This is a genomic window from Cupriavidus sp. a3 (genome assembly GCF_051015765.1).
Taxonomy (GTDB): domain Bacteria; phylum Pseudomonadota; class Gammaproteobacteria; order Burkholderiales; family Burkholderiaceae; genus Cupriavidus; species Cupriavidus oxalaticus_A.
This window is the reverse complement of sequence record NZ_CP170645.1, coordinates 438103-455234: the sequence shown is the minus strand read 5'-3', so window position 1 is coordinate 455234 and position 17132 is coordinate 438103. Positions and strand designations below refer to the sequence as shown.

10 protein-coding genes and 3 pseudogenes are annotated in these 17132 nt (G+C 59.4%); 12 read left to right on the top strand and 1 reads right to left on the bottom strand.

Translation table 11 applies throughout. The features are described from left to right. The first annotated feature begins 47 nt into the window (after positions 1-47). The 5 genes from ACAD63_RS34995 to ACAD63_RS34975 all read left to right on the top strand — a co-directional run bounded on the left by ACAD63_RS34995 (position 48) and on the right by ACAD63_RS34975 (position 6448). Positions 48-1001 carry a tripartite tricarboxylate transporter substrate binding protein gene (locus ACAD63_RS34995; RefSeq protein WP_434034845.1) on the top strand — a complete coding sequence of 318 codons (954 nt, stop codon included), beginning with the start codon at positions 48-50 and terminating at the stop codon, positions 999-1001. Positions 1002-1142: 141 nt separating this feature from the next. Next, the gene (locus ACAD63_RS34990) at positions 1143-2105 is read left to right on the top strand and encodes a hydroxyacid dehydrogenase (RefSeq protein WP_434034844.1); all 963 of its coding nucleotides are present in this window, start codon (positions 1143-1145) and stop codon (positions 2103-2105) included. Positions 2106-2125: 20 nt separating this feature from the next. After that, on the top strand, positions 2126-4369 hold the full coding sequence (locus ACAD63_RS34985; protein ID WP_434034843.1) for a molybdopterin-dependent oxidoreductase: 2244 nt from the start codon (positions 2126-2128) through the stop codon (positions 4367-4369). 150 nt (positions 4370-4519) lie between these two features. Next, positions 4520-5080: a cysteine dioxygenase gene (locus ACAD63_RS34980; RefSeq protein ID WP_434034842.1), complete on the top strand. Its 561-nt coding sequence runs from the start codon at positions 4520-4522 to the stop codon at positions 5078-5080. Between the two features lie 186 nt (positions 5081-5266). Beyond that, positions 5267-6448, top strand: a complete 1182-nt coding sequence (locus ACAD63_RS34975) for an MFS transporter (RefSeq protein WP_434034841.1) — start codon at positions 5267-5269, stop codon at positions 6446-6448. A 311-nt stretch (positions 6449-6759) separates the two neighbouring features. On the opposite strand, the gene ACAD63_RS34970 is transcribed toward ACAD63_RS34975, so the two are convergent. Beyond that, a complete protein-coding gene (locus ACAD63_RS34970) occupies positions 6760-7008 on the bottom strand; it encodes a hypothetical protein (RefSeq protein WP_434034840.1) in 249 nt (82 codons plus the stop codon). A gap of 167 nt (positions 7009-7175) precedes the next feature. Between ACAD63_RS34970 and ACAD63_RS34965 the strand changes: the two are divergent. The 7 genes and pseudogenes from ACAD63_RS34965 to ACAD63_RS34935 all read left to right on the top strand — a co-directional run. Further along, positions 7176-7295, top strand: a pseudogene (locus tag ACAD63_RS34965) (H-NS histone family protein); the annotation flags it as partial. Between the two features lie 1093 nt (positions 7296-8388). Next, positions 8389-8912 (top strand): annotated as a pseudogene (locus ACAD63_RS34960) (DNA-binding protein); the annotation flags it as partial. A 168-nt stretch (positions 8913-9080) separates the two neighbouring features. Then, positions 9081-10121: an H-NS family nucleoid-associated regulatory protein gene (locus tag ACAD63_RS34955; RefSeq protein WP_434034839.1), complete on the top strand. Its 1041-nt coding sequence runs from the start codon at positions 9081-9083 to the stop codon at positions 10119-10121. 175 nt (positions 10122-10296) lie between these two features. Next, a pseudogene (locus ACAD63_RS34950) lies at positions 10297-10520 on the top strand (H-NS histone family protein). 508 nt (positions 10521-11028) lie between these two features. Further along, on the top strand, positions 11029-11670 hold the full coding sequence (locus tag ACAD63_RS34945) for a hypothetical protein (protein WP_434034838.1): 642 nt from the start codon (positions 11029-11031) through the stop codon (positions 11668-11670). Continuing rightward, positions 11667-12695 carry a sensor histidine kinase gene (locus ACAD63_RS34940; RefSeq protein WP_434034837.1) on the top strand — a complete coding sequence of 343 codons (1029 nt, stop codon included), beginning with the start codon at positions 11667-11669 and terminating at the stop codon, positions 12693-12695. The genes ACAD63_RS34945 and ACAD63_RS34940 overlap by 4 nt, the downstream gene beginning before the upstream one ends. A 662-nt stretch (positions 12696-13357) precedes the next feature. Next, complete coding sequence (locus ACAD63_RS34935) at positions 13358-16777, top strand: DEAD/DEAH box helicase (RefSeq protein WP_434034836.1); 3420 nt, start codon at positions 13358-13360, stop codon at positions 16775-16777. The last annotated feature ends 355 nt before the right edge of the window (positions 16778-17132 follow it).

Genomic DNA, 17132 nt, shown 5'->3' with positions numbered 1-17132 from the left:
GGCCTCAGTGGTTCCAGGCAAAACATAAGATGGATTGGAGACAAAGAATGCGAGCAATACTTTCCCTGCTGCTCCTGAGCGCCGCAGTGTCCTCTGCGATGGCGCAGGACGTCTACCCGAGCCGACCGGTCACCGCATTGGTCGGTTATCTTCCGGGCGGCGCAGCCGATCTTGTCACGCGCAAGCTAGCCGCCATCATGGCGGCCAAGTTCCCCGCTGGCATCGTGGTCGAAAACAAGCCAGGTGTCGGTGGAAGTCTGGCGGTTTCAACGCTCGCGATGGCAAAGCCCGATGGATATCAGTTCGCATTCGTACCAAATTCGAATCTGGCGCTGTCGCCGCAGGTCAACGCGTTGTCATATAAATCGCCGGACGATGTCACGCCAGTCATCAATATCGTCAACTTCGCGCCAGTGATGCTGGTGCCAAGCAACTCGCCCTACCAGACTCTCCAAGAGTTGCTCCAGGCGGCCAAGAAATCCCCCGAAAGCCTCAGCGTGGGCTTTCCGGGCGTGACGACCCTGAGCCATCTCAACTTGCTTCAGCTCGAGCGCCAGGCAGGTGTCCAGCTGATTGATGTGGCCCAGAAAGGGTGGGGGGAAGGCGGCCCCCAATTGCTGGGCGGGCACATTACGGCTGCGATTGCGCAGCCTATCGAGGCAGTCCCGTATCTGAAGTCGGGGAAGATGCGTGCCCTTGGCTCCTTCAGTGAAACGCGCCAGTCCCGGTTGCCGGACGTCCCAACGATGAAGGAGCAGGGCGTTTCGGCCGACTTTGGCGTGCGTTACCTCATCATCGTGCCCAAAGCGACGCCGGGGCATGTAGTGAAATACATCCACGACGCCGCCAAAGCTGCCATGGAAACGCCGGAGTTCAAGAAGTTCGCTGCGGATAACGCTCTTGACATCGCCTACCAGGACGGTGCCGCCGCACGCGAGGCAGCATGGGCTGACTACCGCAAGTACACGCCGGTTCTCAAGCAGAGCGGGCTACTGAAGTAGGCCCTTTACATCCGTGAGTGAAATTGGCTTCGACGGTGCAACGGACGCTCAATGCGGGAGCGACATGACTGCGTGGCAGTGTCTTCTTCCTGCCGCCGTCGAGGCCGCGTGACCGCGCGCCCAGAACCACGAGGAGGAAACATGAAGATCCTGATACCGGAGTTGATCCATCCCCGCGCGCTAGAGCGCCTGCGGGCGGAGCACGAGGTTCTGTTCGACCCTACGTTGTTCATGCGGCAGGAGGAGCTTCTGGATGCCGCCCAGGATGCCCATGCGCTGATCGTTCGAAACCGTACGCAGGTGAGGGGTGAGCTCCTCCATGCGCTGGGCGAATGCCGTGCTGTTGGACGCCTTGGTGTCGGTCTCGACAATATCGACGTTGCCGGCTGCCAGGCGCGCCGTATCGAGGTGATTCCGGCCATCGGGGCCAACGCCAGGTCTGTGGCCGAATATGTCGTCACCTGCGCCATGCTGCTGCTCAGGTACTCCCACTACAGCGTCAGTGATGCACTGGCCGAGGGCCATTGGATCCGTCCGGCAAAGCCTGAAGGACGGGAGGCCCGCGGTTGTACTTTAGGCCTGGTGGGTTTTGGTTCAATCGGCCAGTTGACGGGTCGGCTGGCTAGCCGGCTGGATATGCGCGTGGTGGCATATGACCCGGCGTTCCGGCCGGAGACGTCGATTGACTTCAAGTGTGAAATGCTTCCTCTGAGCGAGCTGCTCGCCAGCAGTGATGTCGTCAGTCTGCACATCCCCCTGATGCCGGAGACTCGTCACCTCATCAACGCCGAACGGCTTGCCATGATGCGGCCTGACGCAGTGCTGATCAATGCTGCTCGTGGGGGCATCGTCGACGAGGCAGCGCTGGCGCGCGCCTTGACTGGAAGAATGCTCCAGGCGGCTGCCCTGGATGTGTTCGACGACGAACCTCTTCCAGGCGGCTCCGTGCTGGTAGGTGTTCCCAATCTCCTGCTGACGCCACATGTGGCTGGGGTGACCGCCGATTCTGAACTGCGGGTCTGTGAACTGGTGGCGGATCGGATCCTCGGCGTGCTTAAGGCGATGTCCGGGGCCGCAGATGTACTACCGCGAGCGCCGCAGTGAACCGAGGAAGGAGAAAATCGATGGCAGTTCAGCGATTCAGCCACTGCAGCCACTGGGGAGCTTACACGCTGCTTGTGGAGAACAACAAGGTAGTGGGTGTGGAGCCGTTTGCCGAGGACCCGTCCCCGTCGCCGGTCATCCAGTCGGTGAAGTACTGGGCGGAGTCGTCGAAGAGAGTCCCTGAACCCATGGTTCGCAAGAGCTGGCTCGCGAATCGCGGGCCAAGCGAGCGGAGATCCGACGACGCGTTCGTACCGGTTTCATGGGAAGAAGCCAACGCAATCGTCGCAAGCGAGATCAATCGGATCCGCCACGAGTTCGGCAACCAGTCGATCCTCGCGGGCTCCTATGGGTGGACCAGTTGTGGCCGGTTTCATCATGCGCCCTCACAGATCAAGCGCATGCTGAATCTGGTCGGCGGCTATACCGGTCATGTCGACACGTACAGCATTGCAGCCGGTCCCGTCATCCTCCGCCACGTGCTGGGCGACAGCGAGGCATGCAATGGTGGTGCGACCACGCTCGATGCCGTTGCCAGGCACGCGCAAACCGTTGTCGTTTTCGGCGGGCTGTCTCCGCGAACGGCCCAGAGCGAAGCGGGCGGTATAGCCCGCCACCAGCTTGAATCCCATCTGCGCGCGATGGTCGATAGCGGCGTCAGGTTCATCCTGGTCTCGCCGCTGCGGGACGATTTGCCGGAGTGGGTGCCGGCCGAGTGGCTGCCCGTGCGCCCGAATACCGATGCCGCGGTCATGTTAGGCCTTGCCGGCGAGATCGTCTCGGAGAATCGGCACGACAAGGATTTTCTGAGCCGGTGCTGCAGCGGGGTCGATCGATTCCTCGCATATCTGGCCGGACAAAATGACGGAGTACGGAAAGACGCCGACTGGGCCTCCCAAATATCGAGCCTCGACGCAAAAGCTCTGAAAGCTCTCGCTCGTCGCCTGGTAGACACGCGGTCCATGATTACCGTTAGCTGGAGCTTGCAAAGGGCCCACCATGGTGAGCAGCCATACTGGGCCGCTCTTGCGCTGGCGTCAGTGATCGGCCAGATCGGGCTGCCCGGCACTGGAGTCGGTTTTGGGTATGGCTCCCTTGGTGGAGTGGGGTCGCCCCTTTCCCGCGCGCAGTCCCCGGCTTTTCCGCAGGGCGCCAAGCCCAATTCCGACTTCATCCCTTGCGCGCGCATCGCAGATCTGCTGCTGGAGCCGGGGCACCAGTTCACATACGAAGGCATTACGCACACCTACCCGGACACCCGGCTGGTCTACTGGGCTGGCGGAAATCCGTTTCACCACCATCAGGATTTGAACCGACTGCGGACAGCGTGGGCGCGCCCTGAGACCATTATCGTGCAGGAGCCGATGTGGACGGCGACGGCCCGTCGCGCCGACATTGTCCTGCCCGCGACCACTTCCATTGAGCGCAACGATATTGCGGGGAACCGTCGCTCCGACCACCTGATTGCCATGCATCAGGCCATTCGTCCCCTGGGAAAGGCTCGCAACGACTATGACATCGTCCGCGGAATCGCAGATTGCCTCGGTGTGGAAAGCGCTTTCAGCGAAGGGCGCGACGAGATGCAGTGGATCCGGATGATGTACGAACGGTCGGCGCGACACACCCGGGAAAGGTTGGGCATTGACCTGCCGGAATTTGAAGAATTCTGGGAACGAGGATCGACGCCTGTGCCGACCCGGGCCATGTTCACTTATCTCGATGCGTTCCGACGCGATCCGGCAGGACATCGCCTCAACACGGAAAGCGGACGAATCGTGCTGGGTAGCGACAAGCTCGCTGCCCTTTGCCTGGATGACTGTCCGCCGTTTCCGTCCTGGATTCCACCCGCAGAGTGGCTCGGCAGCGCCGAGTCGGAGGAGTTCCACCTGATTTCCAGGCAGCCATCAGGCAAGCTTCATAGCCAATTGGACGAGGCGCCCGTCAGCGTGGCGACAAAGCATAACGGCCGTGAGCGTGTATGGATCCATCCAACCGATGCGGCACGATTGTCCATATCCGACGGCGCTGCGGTGCGACTATGGAATGCGCGCGGACAGTGCCTTGCATCTGCCTCCATTACGGATGCGATCAGACCGGGCGTGTTGATGCTGCCGACCGGGGCGTGGTACGAGCCGGAAAATGAAGGGCCGAATGCCCTGGAAGTTGCCGGCAATCCCAATGTGCTCACCCTGGATAAAGGCAGCTCCGGTTTTTCGCAAGGGTGTTCGGCGCACACTTGCCTTGTGAGGATTGAAAGACACTAACGGACCGTCGGGTCAGTGTCCTGAACGGTTTGAGAAATATGGGGCGAGAGCACGGCACCCAGACGATGCAGCCCCAGCAAGTTGCCTGAGGAACAGGCTTGCTCTGATTCAGATGAATTAAAGACTTAAACACCAGAAAGGAGACATCAAATGAACCTTCCCAAGATTTTCAGCGACTTTGTCGCCGGAATGACCGAAATCGTCGATGCCGGTGCCAACAATGAGCAGCGAATTCTGGACGCCGGAGAGAAGCTTCTTGGCGAGCTGGTTGCCGTGGACAACTGGTTGCCGGAGGAGTTCGCGCAGCCGCATCCTCAATATTACGGCCAGTATCTGCTCTATGCCGACCCGCGCGACCGATTCTCGGTCGTCAGCTTTGTTTGGGGTCCGGGTCAAAAGACCCCGGTGCATGATCACACCGTCTGGGCGCTCATCGGCATGCTTCGTGGTTCCGAGACGTCGGAGCGATTCGAGATCGAGGCGCCTGGCAAGCCGATGCGTTCACTCGGCAAAGAGCTTCTTGAGCCCGGCCACATCGATCGGGTTTCCCCATCGATCGGAGATATTCACCGCGTGGCGAATGCATACGACGACAGCGTGTCGATCAGCATTCACGTATATGGCGGCAACATCGGCAAGATATCTCGTCATGTGTACGACGAGCAGACCGGGAAACAAAAGACTTTCATCTCTGGTTACACGAATGTCTAGCTGGATTTTGGATTTGGCCGCGGGGAAGTAGGGGTCAAATGTCTTGCATCTCGCCGGTCGAACCTGCCTCGTGGATTAGGTGATGCCACGGCGCGTCCCGAACGCCCGTGGCACTGCTGATGATTTACCTGCGGTTCGCCACTGGCCTTGACGTTCTGCGCTTCCATCTCCTCGCCACTACAACCCATGAAGTTCAACTCGTCCGTTGCCCGACTTGCGATTGCGCAGGCCTTTTCCGGCGCGAACTCCACAGTCGTGTACGCGACCGGCGCCATCATCGGCAATATGCTGTCGCCGCGCCCGGAACTGGCCACGCTGCCGATTTCGCTGTTTGTGGTCGGAATGGCACTGTCCACGCTGCCTGTCGGGATGCTTGCTCGCCGGTTCGGCAGACCAACCGCATTTCTCGCCGGAAACGCTTGTGGTGTACTCGTTGGCCTGTTGGCCGCGCTGGCGCTTGTCAAGCAGTCATTCGCGCTCTACTGCGTTTCCATGCTGTTCGGGGGCGCCTATGCCGCTGTAGTCTTGACGTTTCGGTTCGCTGCCGCCGAATGTGTCAGTGCCGAAGAAAAGCCGCGTGCGCTGTCGTTGGTGCTGGCCGGCGGGGTCGCTGCCGGGGTGGTGGGGCCGCAATTGGTGTCTGCCACAATGAATCTGTGGCCGCCCCATGCGTACGCCGTGACATATCTGGGCTCTGCCGCAATCGCGGTCCTTTCGGCGATCGTCCTGCGCGGCATCAGGTTCCGGGTCCGCACGACGGGATCACGCAGCAACAGCGGACGGTCTACCCGTGAGATTCTCCGGCAACCCCAGTTGCTTGTTGCCATGCTGTGCGGCATGGTCAGCTACATGATGATGAATTTCATGATGACTTCCGCGCCACTGGCAATGGAGCTGTGCGGAATTCCTCGTCTCTACTCAAACTATGGTATTGAGATGCACGTCATCGCGATGTATGCGCCGAGCTTCTTCACGGGGCGGTTGATCGCCCGGTTCGGCTCATCGGCAATCGTGCTGGCGGGCCTGGCGCTGACCGGATTGGCAGCGCTGGCAGGCATGAGTGGCATGACCGTCAACCATTTCTGGATCGCCCTGGTTCTCCTTGGGGTCGGCTGGAATTTTGGCTTTCTCGGTGCATCCGCCATGGTGCTGACTTGCCATACCCCGGAGGAAGGCGCGCGCGTCCAATCACTGAACGATTTCGTCGTGTTTGGGGCAATGGTCCTGGGATCGTTCGTTTCCGGCAGTCTCCTCGCTGCCTTTGGATGGGCGATGGTTAGCTCTCTGACTCTGCCGCCGGTCATTGTGGCCGCTACCGTGCTTTTGTGGCACCGATGGACGGTCGTGGAGCCGTATAGACAGCACTGACAGATTTCTCGGAAACGAGGCAACGATCCGGAGATCGGTCAGCCCCGGCTTTTTTGACTTCAAAACAGGCTGTTTATGACCGGCTACCGCCATTGGGAATCCCCGATTGCGGATCCGGATAGTTCGCGCAAAGTTATCCATTCATCCAGTAGAAAGCGCTCCCCTACCGCGAAAGTTGACATAGCGCCAGCTATGTCAAATTGCATAGCGTTGCAACGATACGGAGGAAGCAAAAAATGGGGGTCCAGGCGGGGGCTAGCGGCGCGGGGGCCGCCCGCACATGCCATTCGCCCCTGGGAGAGCCCAGCGCCTCAACCAATATTAGGATCGTCTGAGGAGTGCCCCCGACGCGGTGTAGCAGCGATCTTTCGCTCGGGCTTGGCGAGCGCGACAGCTTCCACGATGACCGTCGTCGTCGGACGCGAGCTCGGCTGGATGGTCGGATCGCCGGCCGGCGTCAAACCTGCCGCACGCGTCCTGGCCACCGCCTGCTCGATCGCACGTCCTACCACGTCTTGAAAGCGTTGGCTCATGATGTAGTCAGTCAGTTTCGAAGCCATGGCGCCTCCGCCTCTGTGATTTGTGAGTTCATCATAGCTGGCCGCGGCTAACCTCGCATTCGGGTGAGCCTGTCCAACCGTGAGGCGCGTCTGGACGGCGGTTTCATTGCCCGCTTCGCACGGATGCTGCAATCCGCACCAGTCGTTCCAGGCGTCACCGCGCGTCGCCGGTTGTCTGCTACCGCAACGCCGCGGGACCATGCTGGGGACGGGACCGGCGAGGTGCCAGACTGGCTGCCGCGGCGGTCAATGCAGGGCAAAGTGCTGAGTTTTATCGGCTCGGATAATGGACTCAAGGTCTCCCTCCCTCAATAGCGGACCGGTCTGGCGCGGTACACTTGTGATAGCGGATTCCCACGTTTGTGGCAGGCATGCTCACGGGTAGTGGAAATCGTTGCGAGCTTGTGTTGGCTCACTTCATGCCCGCGCTTTATGACAATCTCGGTGCCTGTATCAAGGTGGTTTGGAAGATTTACTCTGGCGAGTTGGTTATTGGGCTGGCGCTTGGCTGACCCCAACACTCGCGCAGCGGCATAGGCTGACTGAGCTGACAGCGCTGCAAGAAGCCACCTTCATGCAGGATTTCGAGCGCGATGCTGGCTGCGCGGCTTCGCCAGGCAGCGCCTCTCACTTGGGCTAGGACACGCAGGCGAGACGGCCTCGACGAGACAAATTTTCCAAGGGCTTTCGAGCGTAGCCTTTGCCAGAACTCGGCAAAGACGCTGTCATGCCTGGCCAGGCAATTCGCTGCGCTGCGCAGGCGGTCCGAGTCCGGTAGACTAGCAAAACAGGAGGTCCAGGCATGGCAACGAAACTGTCCCAGTACCTCATGAGCGAGAGGTTTCAGGCGGCCTTTGCCCGGGCGGTGTGGCCCGCGGAAGAGGCTAGGGCTGCTGGTTTGCCTCCGGCTGGCAATCCGGTAAAAACGCCGCCCTCGAAGCCACGCGCTACGGTCGTGTTTCCCCCACGGTCGACCCGTAAGCCAGAGGGAAGCAGGTAGTCAGCATCGTTGCGCCTTTCCAGCGTGACGATGGGCTGGCACAGCTCAAAGTTGGCCGCAAGGTTCGCCGGAAGGTCGCCACCGGTTCATCGCGGACTGAGAGCCGCTGTGCCATTCGCCGTTCCTTAAACTTTTCAAATCGGACTCCCCGATGATCGTGCACCGCCACAGCGTGTGCGCGGCGCTCGGCTGCATCACTTGCGGGGTCAGCAGTCATCGTACTTTCCGTGAAAAATATGGCGGTAGCAGACCCGCAGACCCGCCCGTACTAAGGCTTCTCAGTGGAACGAATCACACGCCGTTAGGTATTGTAAACCATTGATAGATAAGCCCTTTTCATTGCAAAGCGCCAGAAATTGCGCGGAAAGTACGATGACGCCGAACTGGACCACGAGCGCACCGCGCGTCAGAAGAGCGAGCGGACGACCGACGACCTGCGTACGGAACTGGCGGCGGCACGCAGCGAGGCGCGCGATGCCACGGTGGCGCAGGCGGAAGGTCGCGCGAAGCTGGAACGCAGGCCGCGGCCCTGGCTGATCGGCTCGCGGCCACCGAGTAGGCGCAGCGCAAGCGGGCGACCTGGACACCGTCAGGCGGACTCGCGGCGGCGCAGCGCCGGGCCGAGCGGGCCGAATCCGAAGCGGCGCTCGCGCGCCAGTTGCTGGCCACCCTGCGCCTCGCGCCGCGCGAACGCGACGGCGGTGGCGGTGGCGGTGGCGGTGGCGGTAGAAGCCGGTGCAAGGGCGGCAGTTCGGCGGCGACCTCGCCGGAAGAGCAGGGCGAGGGTCAGGGGGAAGCTCAGCAGGATGAGCTGGGCGAAAAACAGGGCGACGAGTCGGGGGCGGCGCTAACCAACAATCAGGACGAAGGCAACGACAGCAGTGACGGCAGCGATGACAGCAAAGCTGAGCGGGCGGACGCGATCCGCCGGATCCAGGCGCAGATGGACGACTACGGGCCATCCCCCAACCTTGCATCACATAAACGCCGATGGGTAAGTTCGAACGACACGCAAGAGACAAGGTCTCACCGTCCATGGGATTAGGAAGCATCTGCACGTGCAGTGACTTCAATGAAGGAGAACGAATTGGCCCCGGAGCAAGTGGTTGAACCCGTTGTCGCGAGCAAAGCGACGGACGGACTTGGTGAGATGGAGCTTCCCATCGCTGAGGCGATGCGCGACGCGGATACCGTCATGGGTGAAGCCAGTGATGCATGCGTCGGTAGTGGCAGCGTTGACACTCAGACCCGACGCTTGGACTTCTGGTCCACAAGCCGGGATAGCGGCCCGACGGCGACCGTGTCATATCGGCGCCGGCGGCCTTACACCGCTCCGGACGCTTCAACGGAAGACGTGGCACCGGAAGAATCGATGAAAGCCACTGCCTCGGAAGCTTTGACTGAATCTGACGCGCCGGAAGCGCCCATTGAAGCCATGCCCTCGGAAGCGAACATTGAAGCCGTGGCCGAAGCTCCCGTTGAAGTCCTGACCACGGACGAACTGACGGAAGCTGCCGCGCAGGACGAACTGGCCGAAACGGCCGCCCCGCTAGCACCGCTTTACGCCCCAGCTCCGGAAGCTGCGCCGGAAGAGACGCGGGCCCCCAAGCGCGGTCGTAAGCCGAAAATCCTAGCTGAAGTTGCCGCCCCAGAAGTCACGTCCCAAGAGACCCCAACCCGGAAGCGCGGGCCGAAGCAGATAACACTGCCTGGAGTGGAGGCTGCCTCGGAAGCGCCGACTCAGAAGACGCGAACCCGGAAGCCGCGACAGGAGCAAAAGGCGCCTACCGCAACCCAACGCCCGTCCCAATCCTCACTGCTCGCCCAACTGGCATCTGTCAATGCGCAACTTGAGCAGTTGCGAGCCACGGAAGTGCCAAAGGTCGTGGCGGAGATTCAGCAGTTGATGCAGGAGTACGACCTCAGCATTGAGGACATTGCGGGCAAGCCCGGTGTTGAGCCCGCTGCCCGCGCTGTTCGGACCAAGACGAAGGCCGCGCCGCCTCCGAGGTACCGCAACCCCAAGACGGGCCAGACCTGGTCGGGGCGCGGTCGGGCTCCCGCGTGGATTGGCAAGAAGCCCGAGCGTTTCCTCATCGATCTCATGTACTGAACGACAGGTTGGCGGGCGCGGCCGGTCCGCCAACCTTCTGACTAGCAAACTCGGCAGGCCGGAAGTTCGGCGGCCACTGCGTAGGAAGACCAAGGGGAAGAGCTGTGTAACGAGCAGGGGGCGGCGGCGCTGCCTGGCAATCAGGACGAAGGCAACGACAGCAGTGACGGCAGCGATGACAGCAAAGACTGAGCGGGCGGACGCGATCCGCTGGATCCAGGCGGAGATGGACGACTACGGGCTCACCTTGGAAGCGCGGCAGGGTGTTTCGCGCCACCGCCACCACCACCTCCCGCACCACCGGCGCCGGTGGTCTGCTACCGCAACGCCGCCGGGCAGAGCTGGGACGGGCAGGGCCACGTGCCAGATTGGCTGCGGCGGGCGATCAATTCGGAGTAGAGCGTGAAGTTTTTTCGGGTCGGATAAAACGAAGCTCCGTTGCTGGAAGCGGTATCGCGAGCGCGCCCTTGAATGGCTGCACACTTACAGAATGAACTGAAAAAATACGGATGACAACAAGCTGAGCGGTATTGCAGTTCGGGTTTTCCCGATACTTTCTGGACTTTCTGCAGAGCGACTTCAAACGAGCACAAGGCCCTCGGCGCCGGATCATCCTGAAGTCCGATACAGGTTTCCGGGCAGGCATGCGAACAAGCCCATCATGCATCATCCTGGGCTTTGCTCCCTGTTAAGGCGTCTGCCCGGCGTCGTTGCCTTGCCTGGCTTTTTTTCGCCTCAAAGTAAATCGTCTGCTTCTGCCGGCGCCGCTCGACACACCGCCAGAGGTACTGGAGGGCTGGAACGGCCGCTGAACAGCTTCCGAGCTTGATGCTGCGGTTTCTTCCCTCAACTGTTGTCGTATCCGTCATGCATTTGTAATAAAATGTTACGACAACAAGGGGGCCACATGTTTGGGAAGTTGTTTGGGAAGCGGACTGAGCCGCTTGCGACGTTTGATGGTGCATTGACGCGTGAGGAACTGATTCAGAAAGGAAGAATCGCCTTCATTGACGACGAGGAGCCGCTGCTCATCGAGCATATCAAGAGCAGCCAATTCGTCGTTGAGCACGATAGGACTGGCGATGACCTAAGGAACTACGACGCCCAGCTTTACGATGTTGCTATCGTCGACTATTACGGCGTAGGCCAGCGTCTGGGCGCCGGGCAGGGGCTTGACCTAATTAAGCACATTCGTCGCGTTTCACCTCGTACACGCATCATTGCATATACCTCCAGAAGTCTGAACGCTTCTGAGTCGGAGTTCTTCCGCCTTAGCCACGCCGTGCTTCCCAAGGACATGGGGCTTGGTGATTCGATGTTGCTTATCGAGGAGGAGTTGCGCAAGGCGCTTAGCAAAGAGCATCTATTTGAAGCTCTGATAATAAAGCTCTCGGTCAGTCGGAGTGAAGATCGAGACAAGATGAGAGACGCCCTCAGCAAGGCGCTTTCTGGGAAAGATAAGACTAAATTTAAAGAGTACCTTTCGAAGGCCGTTGGTATCGCGGCAGAGAAGACTGTCGAGGCAATCATCGGGAAGATGTTCGTATGACTAGGCCGCTGTCATTTCTTCCCCTCACCGACATTGCAAAGCTTGCGGTCATTGACGGCACCGAAGTTCCGTCCCCTCTCGTTTGCCGAGAGAGGGTAAAGTCGAATGACCAGCGGTGTCGTCGGCATTATGAGACACTCACCCCTGGGCGCTTTGCAGAGTGCCCCTTCGGATTCACGACCAAAGGCTTCGACGTCAATGGGAAGAAATGGGCCGTCTCGGGCGTCGTAGCGCATCCGCGGTTTGGGTCCGACCGCGAACGGGAGGTTGCAAAGAAATACCCAGCCAACAGAGTGACAAGGAACTCAGTGGATTCGGTGGTCAAGTTGGCTGACGAGTTGGTTGCGCTCAAAGCCGACGCATTGGTGGAGGCGTCGAAGGTGTTGCCGCAGGCTTTTCATGAACTGAGAAAGTTGAATGCCACCATCATTCAGCACGCCGAGCGCGCCATCTCTGATACCGGCGAAACAAGGGGTCTCTTGAGCATCAAGGGCGCCGCAGAGTTGATGAGAAATAACTTCGATATCTTGGAAGCGCTCTCCAACATCGAAGGAATGCGCTCTCTTCCTCTTGACTCTACTGTGAACTTGTATGACCTCGCTTTCAAGATGAAGCGAATCTATCAAGAGCGTGCTGCAGCTCGGTCAATGTCCATTTACGTCAATGGCGTGAGAGCGATCGTCAAAGGTAGTCAAAAGTCGTTCCCATTAATTCCCGCAGTGTTACTCGAGAACGCTATAAAGTATGGCGAGAAGGGGCAACGCATATTCATTACTGTGCAGGCAACCGGACAGCGCGCAATAATGGTTGTCGAGAATGAATCTCGTCATCGCATAGATCCCGTACGCTGTTTTGAGCGTGGAGTAAGGTTTGTCAATGCGGTTGAGGGCGGCGGCTTCGGATTGTTTCTCGCCCGCGAAGTTGTGGCCTCGCATTTTGGGAGCATTCGGTGCGAAGCGAATGACGACGTGGTCAAGATGATTGTTAATTTGCCTTTGTCGACCATAGGGCGCGATTTTTCGTAACCTTGAGACAGCAGGCTGCCGTTGGGCTGGCCGGGCGGGGCCGAGAATAGGATTCCTTACCAGAAGTGTAATGCCCACATATGCCTGGGCATCCCAACTAGGGGTCATCTATATGAACGCGCCCCGTTTGCGCAAGGTTTTCGCTTGTTCAGACACTGACAGGATGGGCTGCAGCTCTATATTCGGCCTTCTTGCAGCCGGTATCGCCGCTGCTGGCCCCTATGAAATATGCTGACCTGCGCCTCATTCGTACTGCGAGCTTAAGGCTCGTATGACCCCACAGGCTTAGCAGGTCCCGGTCCTACCTGACTTGTCATCACACTCGATTACCAACGCAACCTTCGACGTTTCACCCTGTAAGCAAGGGGTCACTTTGAGTGACCACTCGCAGTGCGAAACGCTCATCACAATCGTCAGGGGACCGTTCTGGATCGGCGCCCATTGATCGCCTATCTCGGCGTGCAAATCGTCTATCGCGGCTTGGGTTACATCGCCACCTGCAAAATTGACGGCTGTATGCCTTCGGCTCCTACATCCGCAGGGATGACAATAGGCACGGTTTCCGCCAAGCTCTTTGGTTTTGCGAGAAGGCCCGCCTACAACTGGTCCGGTGTCGCGCGGCGTAGTGGCAAATGCGCGAGGGTATTGCGTGATCAGTGTACTTGGACATTCGCCGGGCATTTTACGAGCAGGTGCCGGGGCGGCGACGTGAAAGCAATGTCAATATTGAATCCGATTTTTCGACGGCAGGGGCATGCATGGATGATCTATTTGCGCACGAGGTAGAACTCGTCGTCCCGAACATGGTGGATCTGATCGACCGAGCAGACGGAAATATGATCAAACGGCTACGGTCGGCGCAGCAGCGCGTGGCGGTCAAGTTGTCCCCGCTACAGCGAAGCGCAGGGTTTAGCGGATTCAGCCGAGACTTCGGTTCCTTCGCGGTCGTGGATCGTAATACCAGTTCGTCGCATGGGCACGCCAGTGTCCTCAAAGTTGACGATGCCTCTAGCATCGAGGCAGCCATGCGAGGGGAAGCAAAATGGCTGCTGCCACGCCCGCGTCAGGCGAGGGGGATGGAGACCGCGCAGATCGCTGATACCGAGCGTACCTTGGCATCTTGGGAGGATGCCCTAGATCTTCGGGTGGAACGTTACGATGGGGAGCGCCTCGTTCGGGCCGGCATGCGCTTGCCGCAGGTTGGTGCAGTCAGGGCCGTGCTTGCTCATTGGAGCGTGAGCCGGGCCGCAGTGACGGTCGTCCTGCCGACCGGGACCGGCAAGACGGAAACCATGCTTGCGCTTCTGGTTATGGCACTAATACCGAGACTGCTGGTCATCGTCCCGTCGGATGCGCTTCGCACGCAAGTGGCCGACAAGTTCTTGAGCCTGGGCATGCTTAGGCAAACCCAATGCCTTGCCCACAGTGCGCTGTTGCCTACGGTTGCTATGCTTAAACGCGCGCCGAAGACAATAGAGGAGTTTGTTCGCCTCCTCAACTCCGCACAAGTCGTTGTCACAACAATGGATCTAGTCACCGAGCTATCTTCGGACATGCAGGAGCGTGCCGCAGAGTGGGCGACACATCTTTTTGTCGATGAAGCGCATCACATTGCTGCTGCCACGTGGCGCGCGTTTAAGCAGCAATTCAGCAAAAAGACTGTTCTGCAGTTCACCGCGACGCCATACCGCAACGACGGTAAGCGTGTGGACGGGCGACATATCTATTCCTACCCCCTAAGGCAAGCCCAGCGTGATGGGCTCTTCAAGTCGATTAACTATATTCCCGTGATGGGTCTGGATCGCGATGATGCCGACGGTCAGATCATCACGCATGTGGGGCAGGTATTGCGACGCGACCGTGCGAACGGTTGGGCTCATCTGGTGATGGCGCGAGTGGGAACGATTGAGGCCGCCAAAGCCTTGCATCAAAAGTATCAGGCCAGGCTGGGCGAGTTTTCCCCACAACTGATACATAGCGACATGGGCGTGATCGCTCGCCGGGAAGCTTTGCTTAAGCTCCGTTCGGGCGAGGCCGCGATCATTGTATGCGTTAACATGCTCGGAGAGGGTTTCGATCTGCCAGAGCTGAAGATTGCCGCGCTGCATGACAAGCACAAGAGCGAGGCCATCACGCTTCAGTTCGTTGGACGGTTTACCCGAACCCGCGCAGACTTGGGCGCCGCGACAGTGATTGCGAACGTGGCAATGGATGATGTCAATGAGCGTCTGAAGGCCCTGTATGCGGAGGATGCCGATTGGAACCATCTCCTGAATGTAGTTGGCTACCAGAAGACGTTCGACGCTAAGCGCCGCGAAGACATCGTGACGGGCCTTCTAGTGCCGCCCGATAACTTCCATGTCGAAAACCTCCAGCCGCGAATGAGCACCATCGTCTATCGCACAGACTGCGAAGAATGGTGCGTTGAGGATATCGATGAGGCTATCGGAAGTCATGCGACCATCGCCGATGGTCCTAGCGTGAATCCTGCGGAACGCCTTCTGATCCTCGTGACCCGCGACGAGGAAGCCTTGCCCTGGACGAGCGTGAAGTTCCCCAGGAACGTCCAGTATAACCTTGTCATGGCCTACTGGAATGAGGAGCAGCAGCTTCTCTTCATCAATACGTCGCGCAAGAAGGACCTGCACATGCCACTGGCCAGCAAGCTGACCGGCGGCACGGCGACCCGGCTCGGTGGGGATTCGGTATTTCGTGCGCTGGACGGCTTTGAGAGGTTGATGCTGTCGAACCTTGGGCTAAGTGAGGCCCAGCGGAAGCCCGTGCGCTACTCCATGTTCATGGGTGTCGATATCGCTGATCAGCTCAACGCCTATGCCGGCAATCGCACAAAGACCCTCAACAATCTGTTCGGACAGGGCTTTGTAGATCTGGAGGACGTCGACGAGGACGGCGAGTCGCGGGATTCTATTCGAACGCGTGCCACACTGGGCTGTTCCATCAAGGGAAAAATTTGGTCGCAGACCACGACCAATAATCCGGCCGAATGGATGCGGTGGTGCGACAGGCTCGGGCAGAAGCTTCTGGATGAGCGCATCACGACTGAACGAATCCTCAGGAATCTTGTCAAGGCGGTGGCGCAGGAAAGTCTGCCAGCGGGGAAGATTCCATTGGCGATCGACTGGCCGGAGGACGTGCTGTTCGAGCGCGAGGATCGCATCGCGCTGGTGGCTGGCGATACCGCCGAGCCGTTTCAAGATTGCGAGATTTCCCTGGAGGACTTCACTTGCGAAGGCGGCATCCATTTCCGGATCGGCAGTGATCGCTTCGCTGCCACGTATCGCTTCACGATTGAGAGCGGCGCGCCGAATTTCTTTCAGCTTACAGGGCCAGCGCTGGCGATCCGTCGCGGCAAGAAGGAACAGGCCTTGCTGGAGTGGTTCCTCGAGAGCCCGCCGCACGTCTACATGGCCGATGGTGACATGCTGGTCGGCTCGGCCCTGTTCATCGTCCCGCCGCGCGACGCAGTTCCGGTTTTCGATCTGAAGCGCATAACCACCGGTGGCTGGGAAGGTGTGAACATCCGGTCGGAATCACAAGGCTTGGACAAAAGGCCCGATTCGATCCAGCGCCGGGTAATCGATCGCCTGCTTGAAGATCCGTGGGATATCGTCTTTGACGATGACGGCGCAGGAGAAGTAGCGGACGTTGTCGCCATGAAGCTGGAGGGCAATCGCTTGCGCGTGCATCTCTATCATTGCAAGTATTCCTCCAAAGCGAAGCCCACCGCACGCATTGAGGACCTCTATGAGATCTGCGGACAGGCCCAGAAATCGGTTCGCTGGGCGGAGCAACTGGGCAACATGCTCAAACGCCTGCAGCGGCGGGAAGCCGCTCGGCTCAAGGCGAATAAGGCCTCCCGGTTCGAGCGGGGGGGACTACCGTTGCTCGTGACCTGGATCAACCGATGGCAGCAGTTGCGTCCTGACTATGCCATGACGCTTGTGCAACCCGGCTACTCAAAGAAAGCCGCTGAACCGGCGCACCTGGAAGTCCTTGCGGCAACGCAATCGTATCTGACGGATACGTACCGGATGCCGATGTACGCGTGGTTTAACGAGTAGGCATTTGAGCGGCATGGCCGCGTGCGACATCGTGCGGCGACAGTGCTGTGAGGAACCAGAATTCGCTGGACTGCGTTTCCCGAAAAATCAATGACTTAACATCTAATTCCGTCGCCGCTTCGCGGTCTTGCACTCGGAAATAGCTGGACTGCCATGACGAGAAGCGCGAATTAGCCGGACTGCGGCGCGAAAGCCGTTTTGCGCACTTCTCGTTGCAAGGCTCATCACCCCGGTTGCTCTGCGGCTCTTGCCGACCCCTATGCTCAGGTCACAACTATGCGCAGATGGCGTGCAATCCTTGGTGCTGTAGCCACTCTGATGGGAACTTGCCGCGATACTGCATGCGCATAGTTAT

Excerpts from the sequence above, each read along its gene's own strand:
- ACAD63_RS34995 (WP_434034845.1), top strand. The coding sequence starts at position 48 with ATGCGAGCAATACTTTCCCTGCTGCTCCTGAGCGCCGCAGTGTCCTCT.
- ACAD63_RS34980 (WP_434034842.1), top strand. The coding sequence starts at position 4,520 with ATGAACCTTCCCAAGATTTTCAGCGACTTTGTCGCCGGAATGACCGAA.
- ACAD63_RS34945 (WP_434034838.1), top strand. The coding sequence starts at position 11,029 with ATGTTTGGGAAGTTGTTTGGGAAGCGGACTGAGCCGCTTGCGACGTTT.
- ACAD63_RS34970 (WP_434034840.1), bottom strand. The coding sequence starts at position 7,008 with ATGGCTTCGAAACTGACTGACTACATCATGAGCCAACGCTTTCAAGAC.
- ACAD63_RS34985 (WP_434034843.1), top strand. The coding sequence starts at position 2,126 with ATGGCAGTTCAGCGATTCAGCCACTGCAGCCACTGGGGAGCTTACACG.
- ACAD63_RS34975 (WP_434034841.1), top strand. The coding sequence starts at position 5,267 with ATGAAGTTCAACTCGTCCGTTGCCCGACTTGCGATTGCGCAGGCCTTT.
- ACAD63_RS34955 (WP_434034839.1), top strand. The coding sequence starts at position 9,081 with ATGAAGGAGAACGAATTGGCCCCGGAGCAAGTGGTTGAACCCGTTGTC.
- ACAD63_RS34940 (WP_434034837.1), top strand. The coding sequence starts at position 11,667 with ATGACTAGGCCGCTGTCATTTCTTCCCCTCACCGACATTGCAAAGCTT.
- ACAD63_RS34990 (WP_434034844.1), top strand. The coding sequence starts at position 1,143 with ATGAAGATCCTGATACCGGAGTTGATCCATCCCCGCGCGCTAGAGCGC.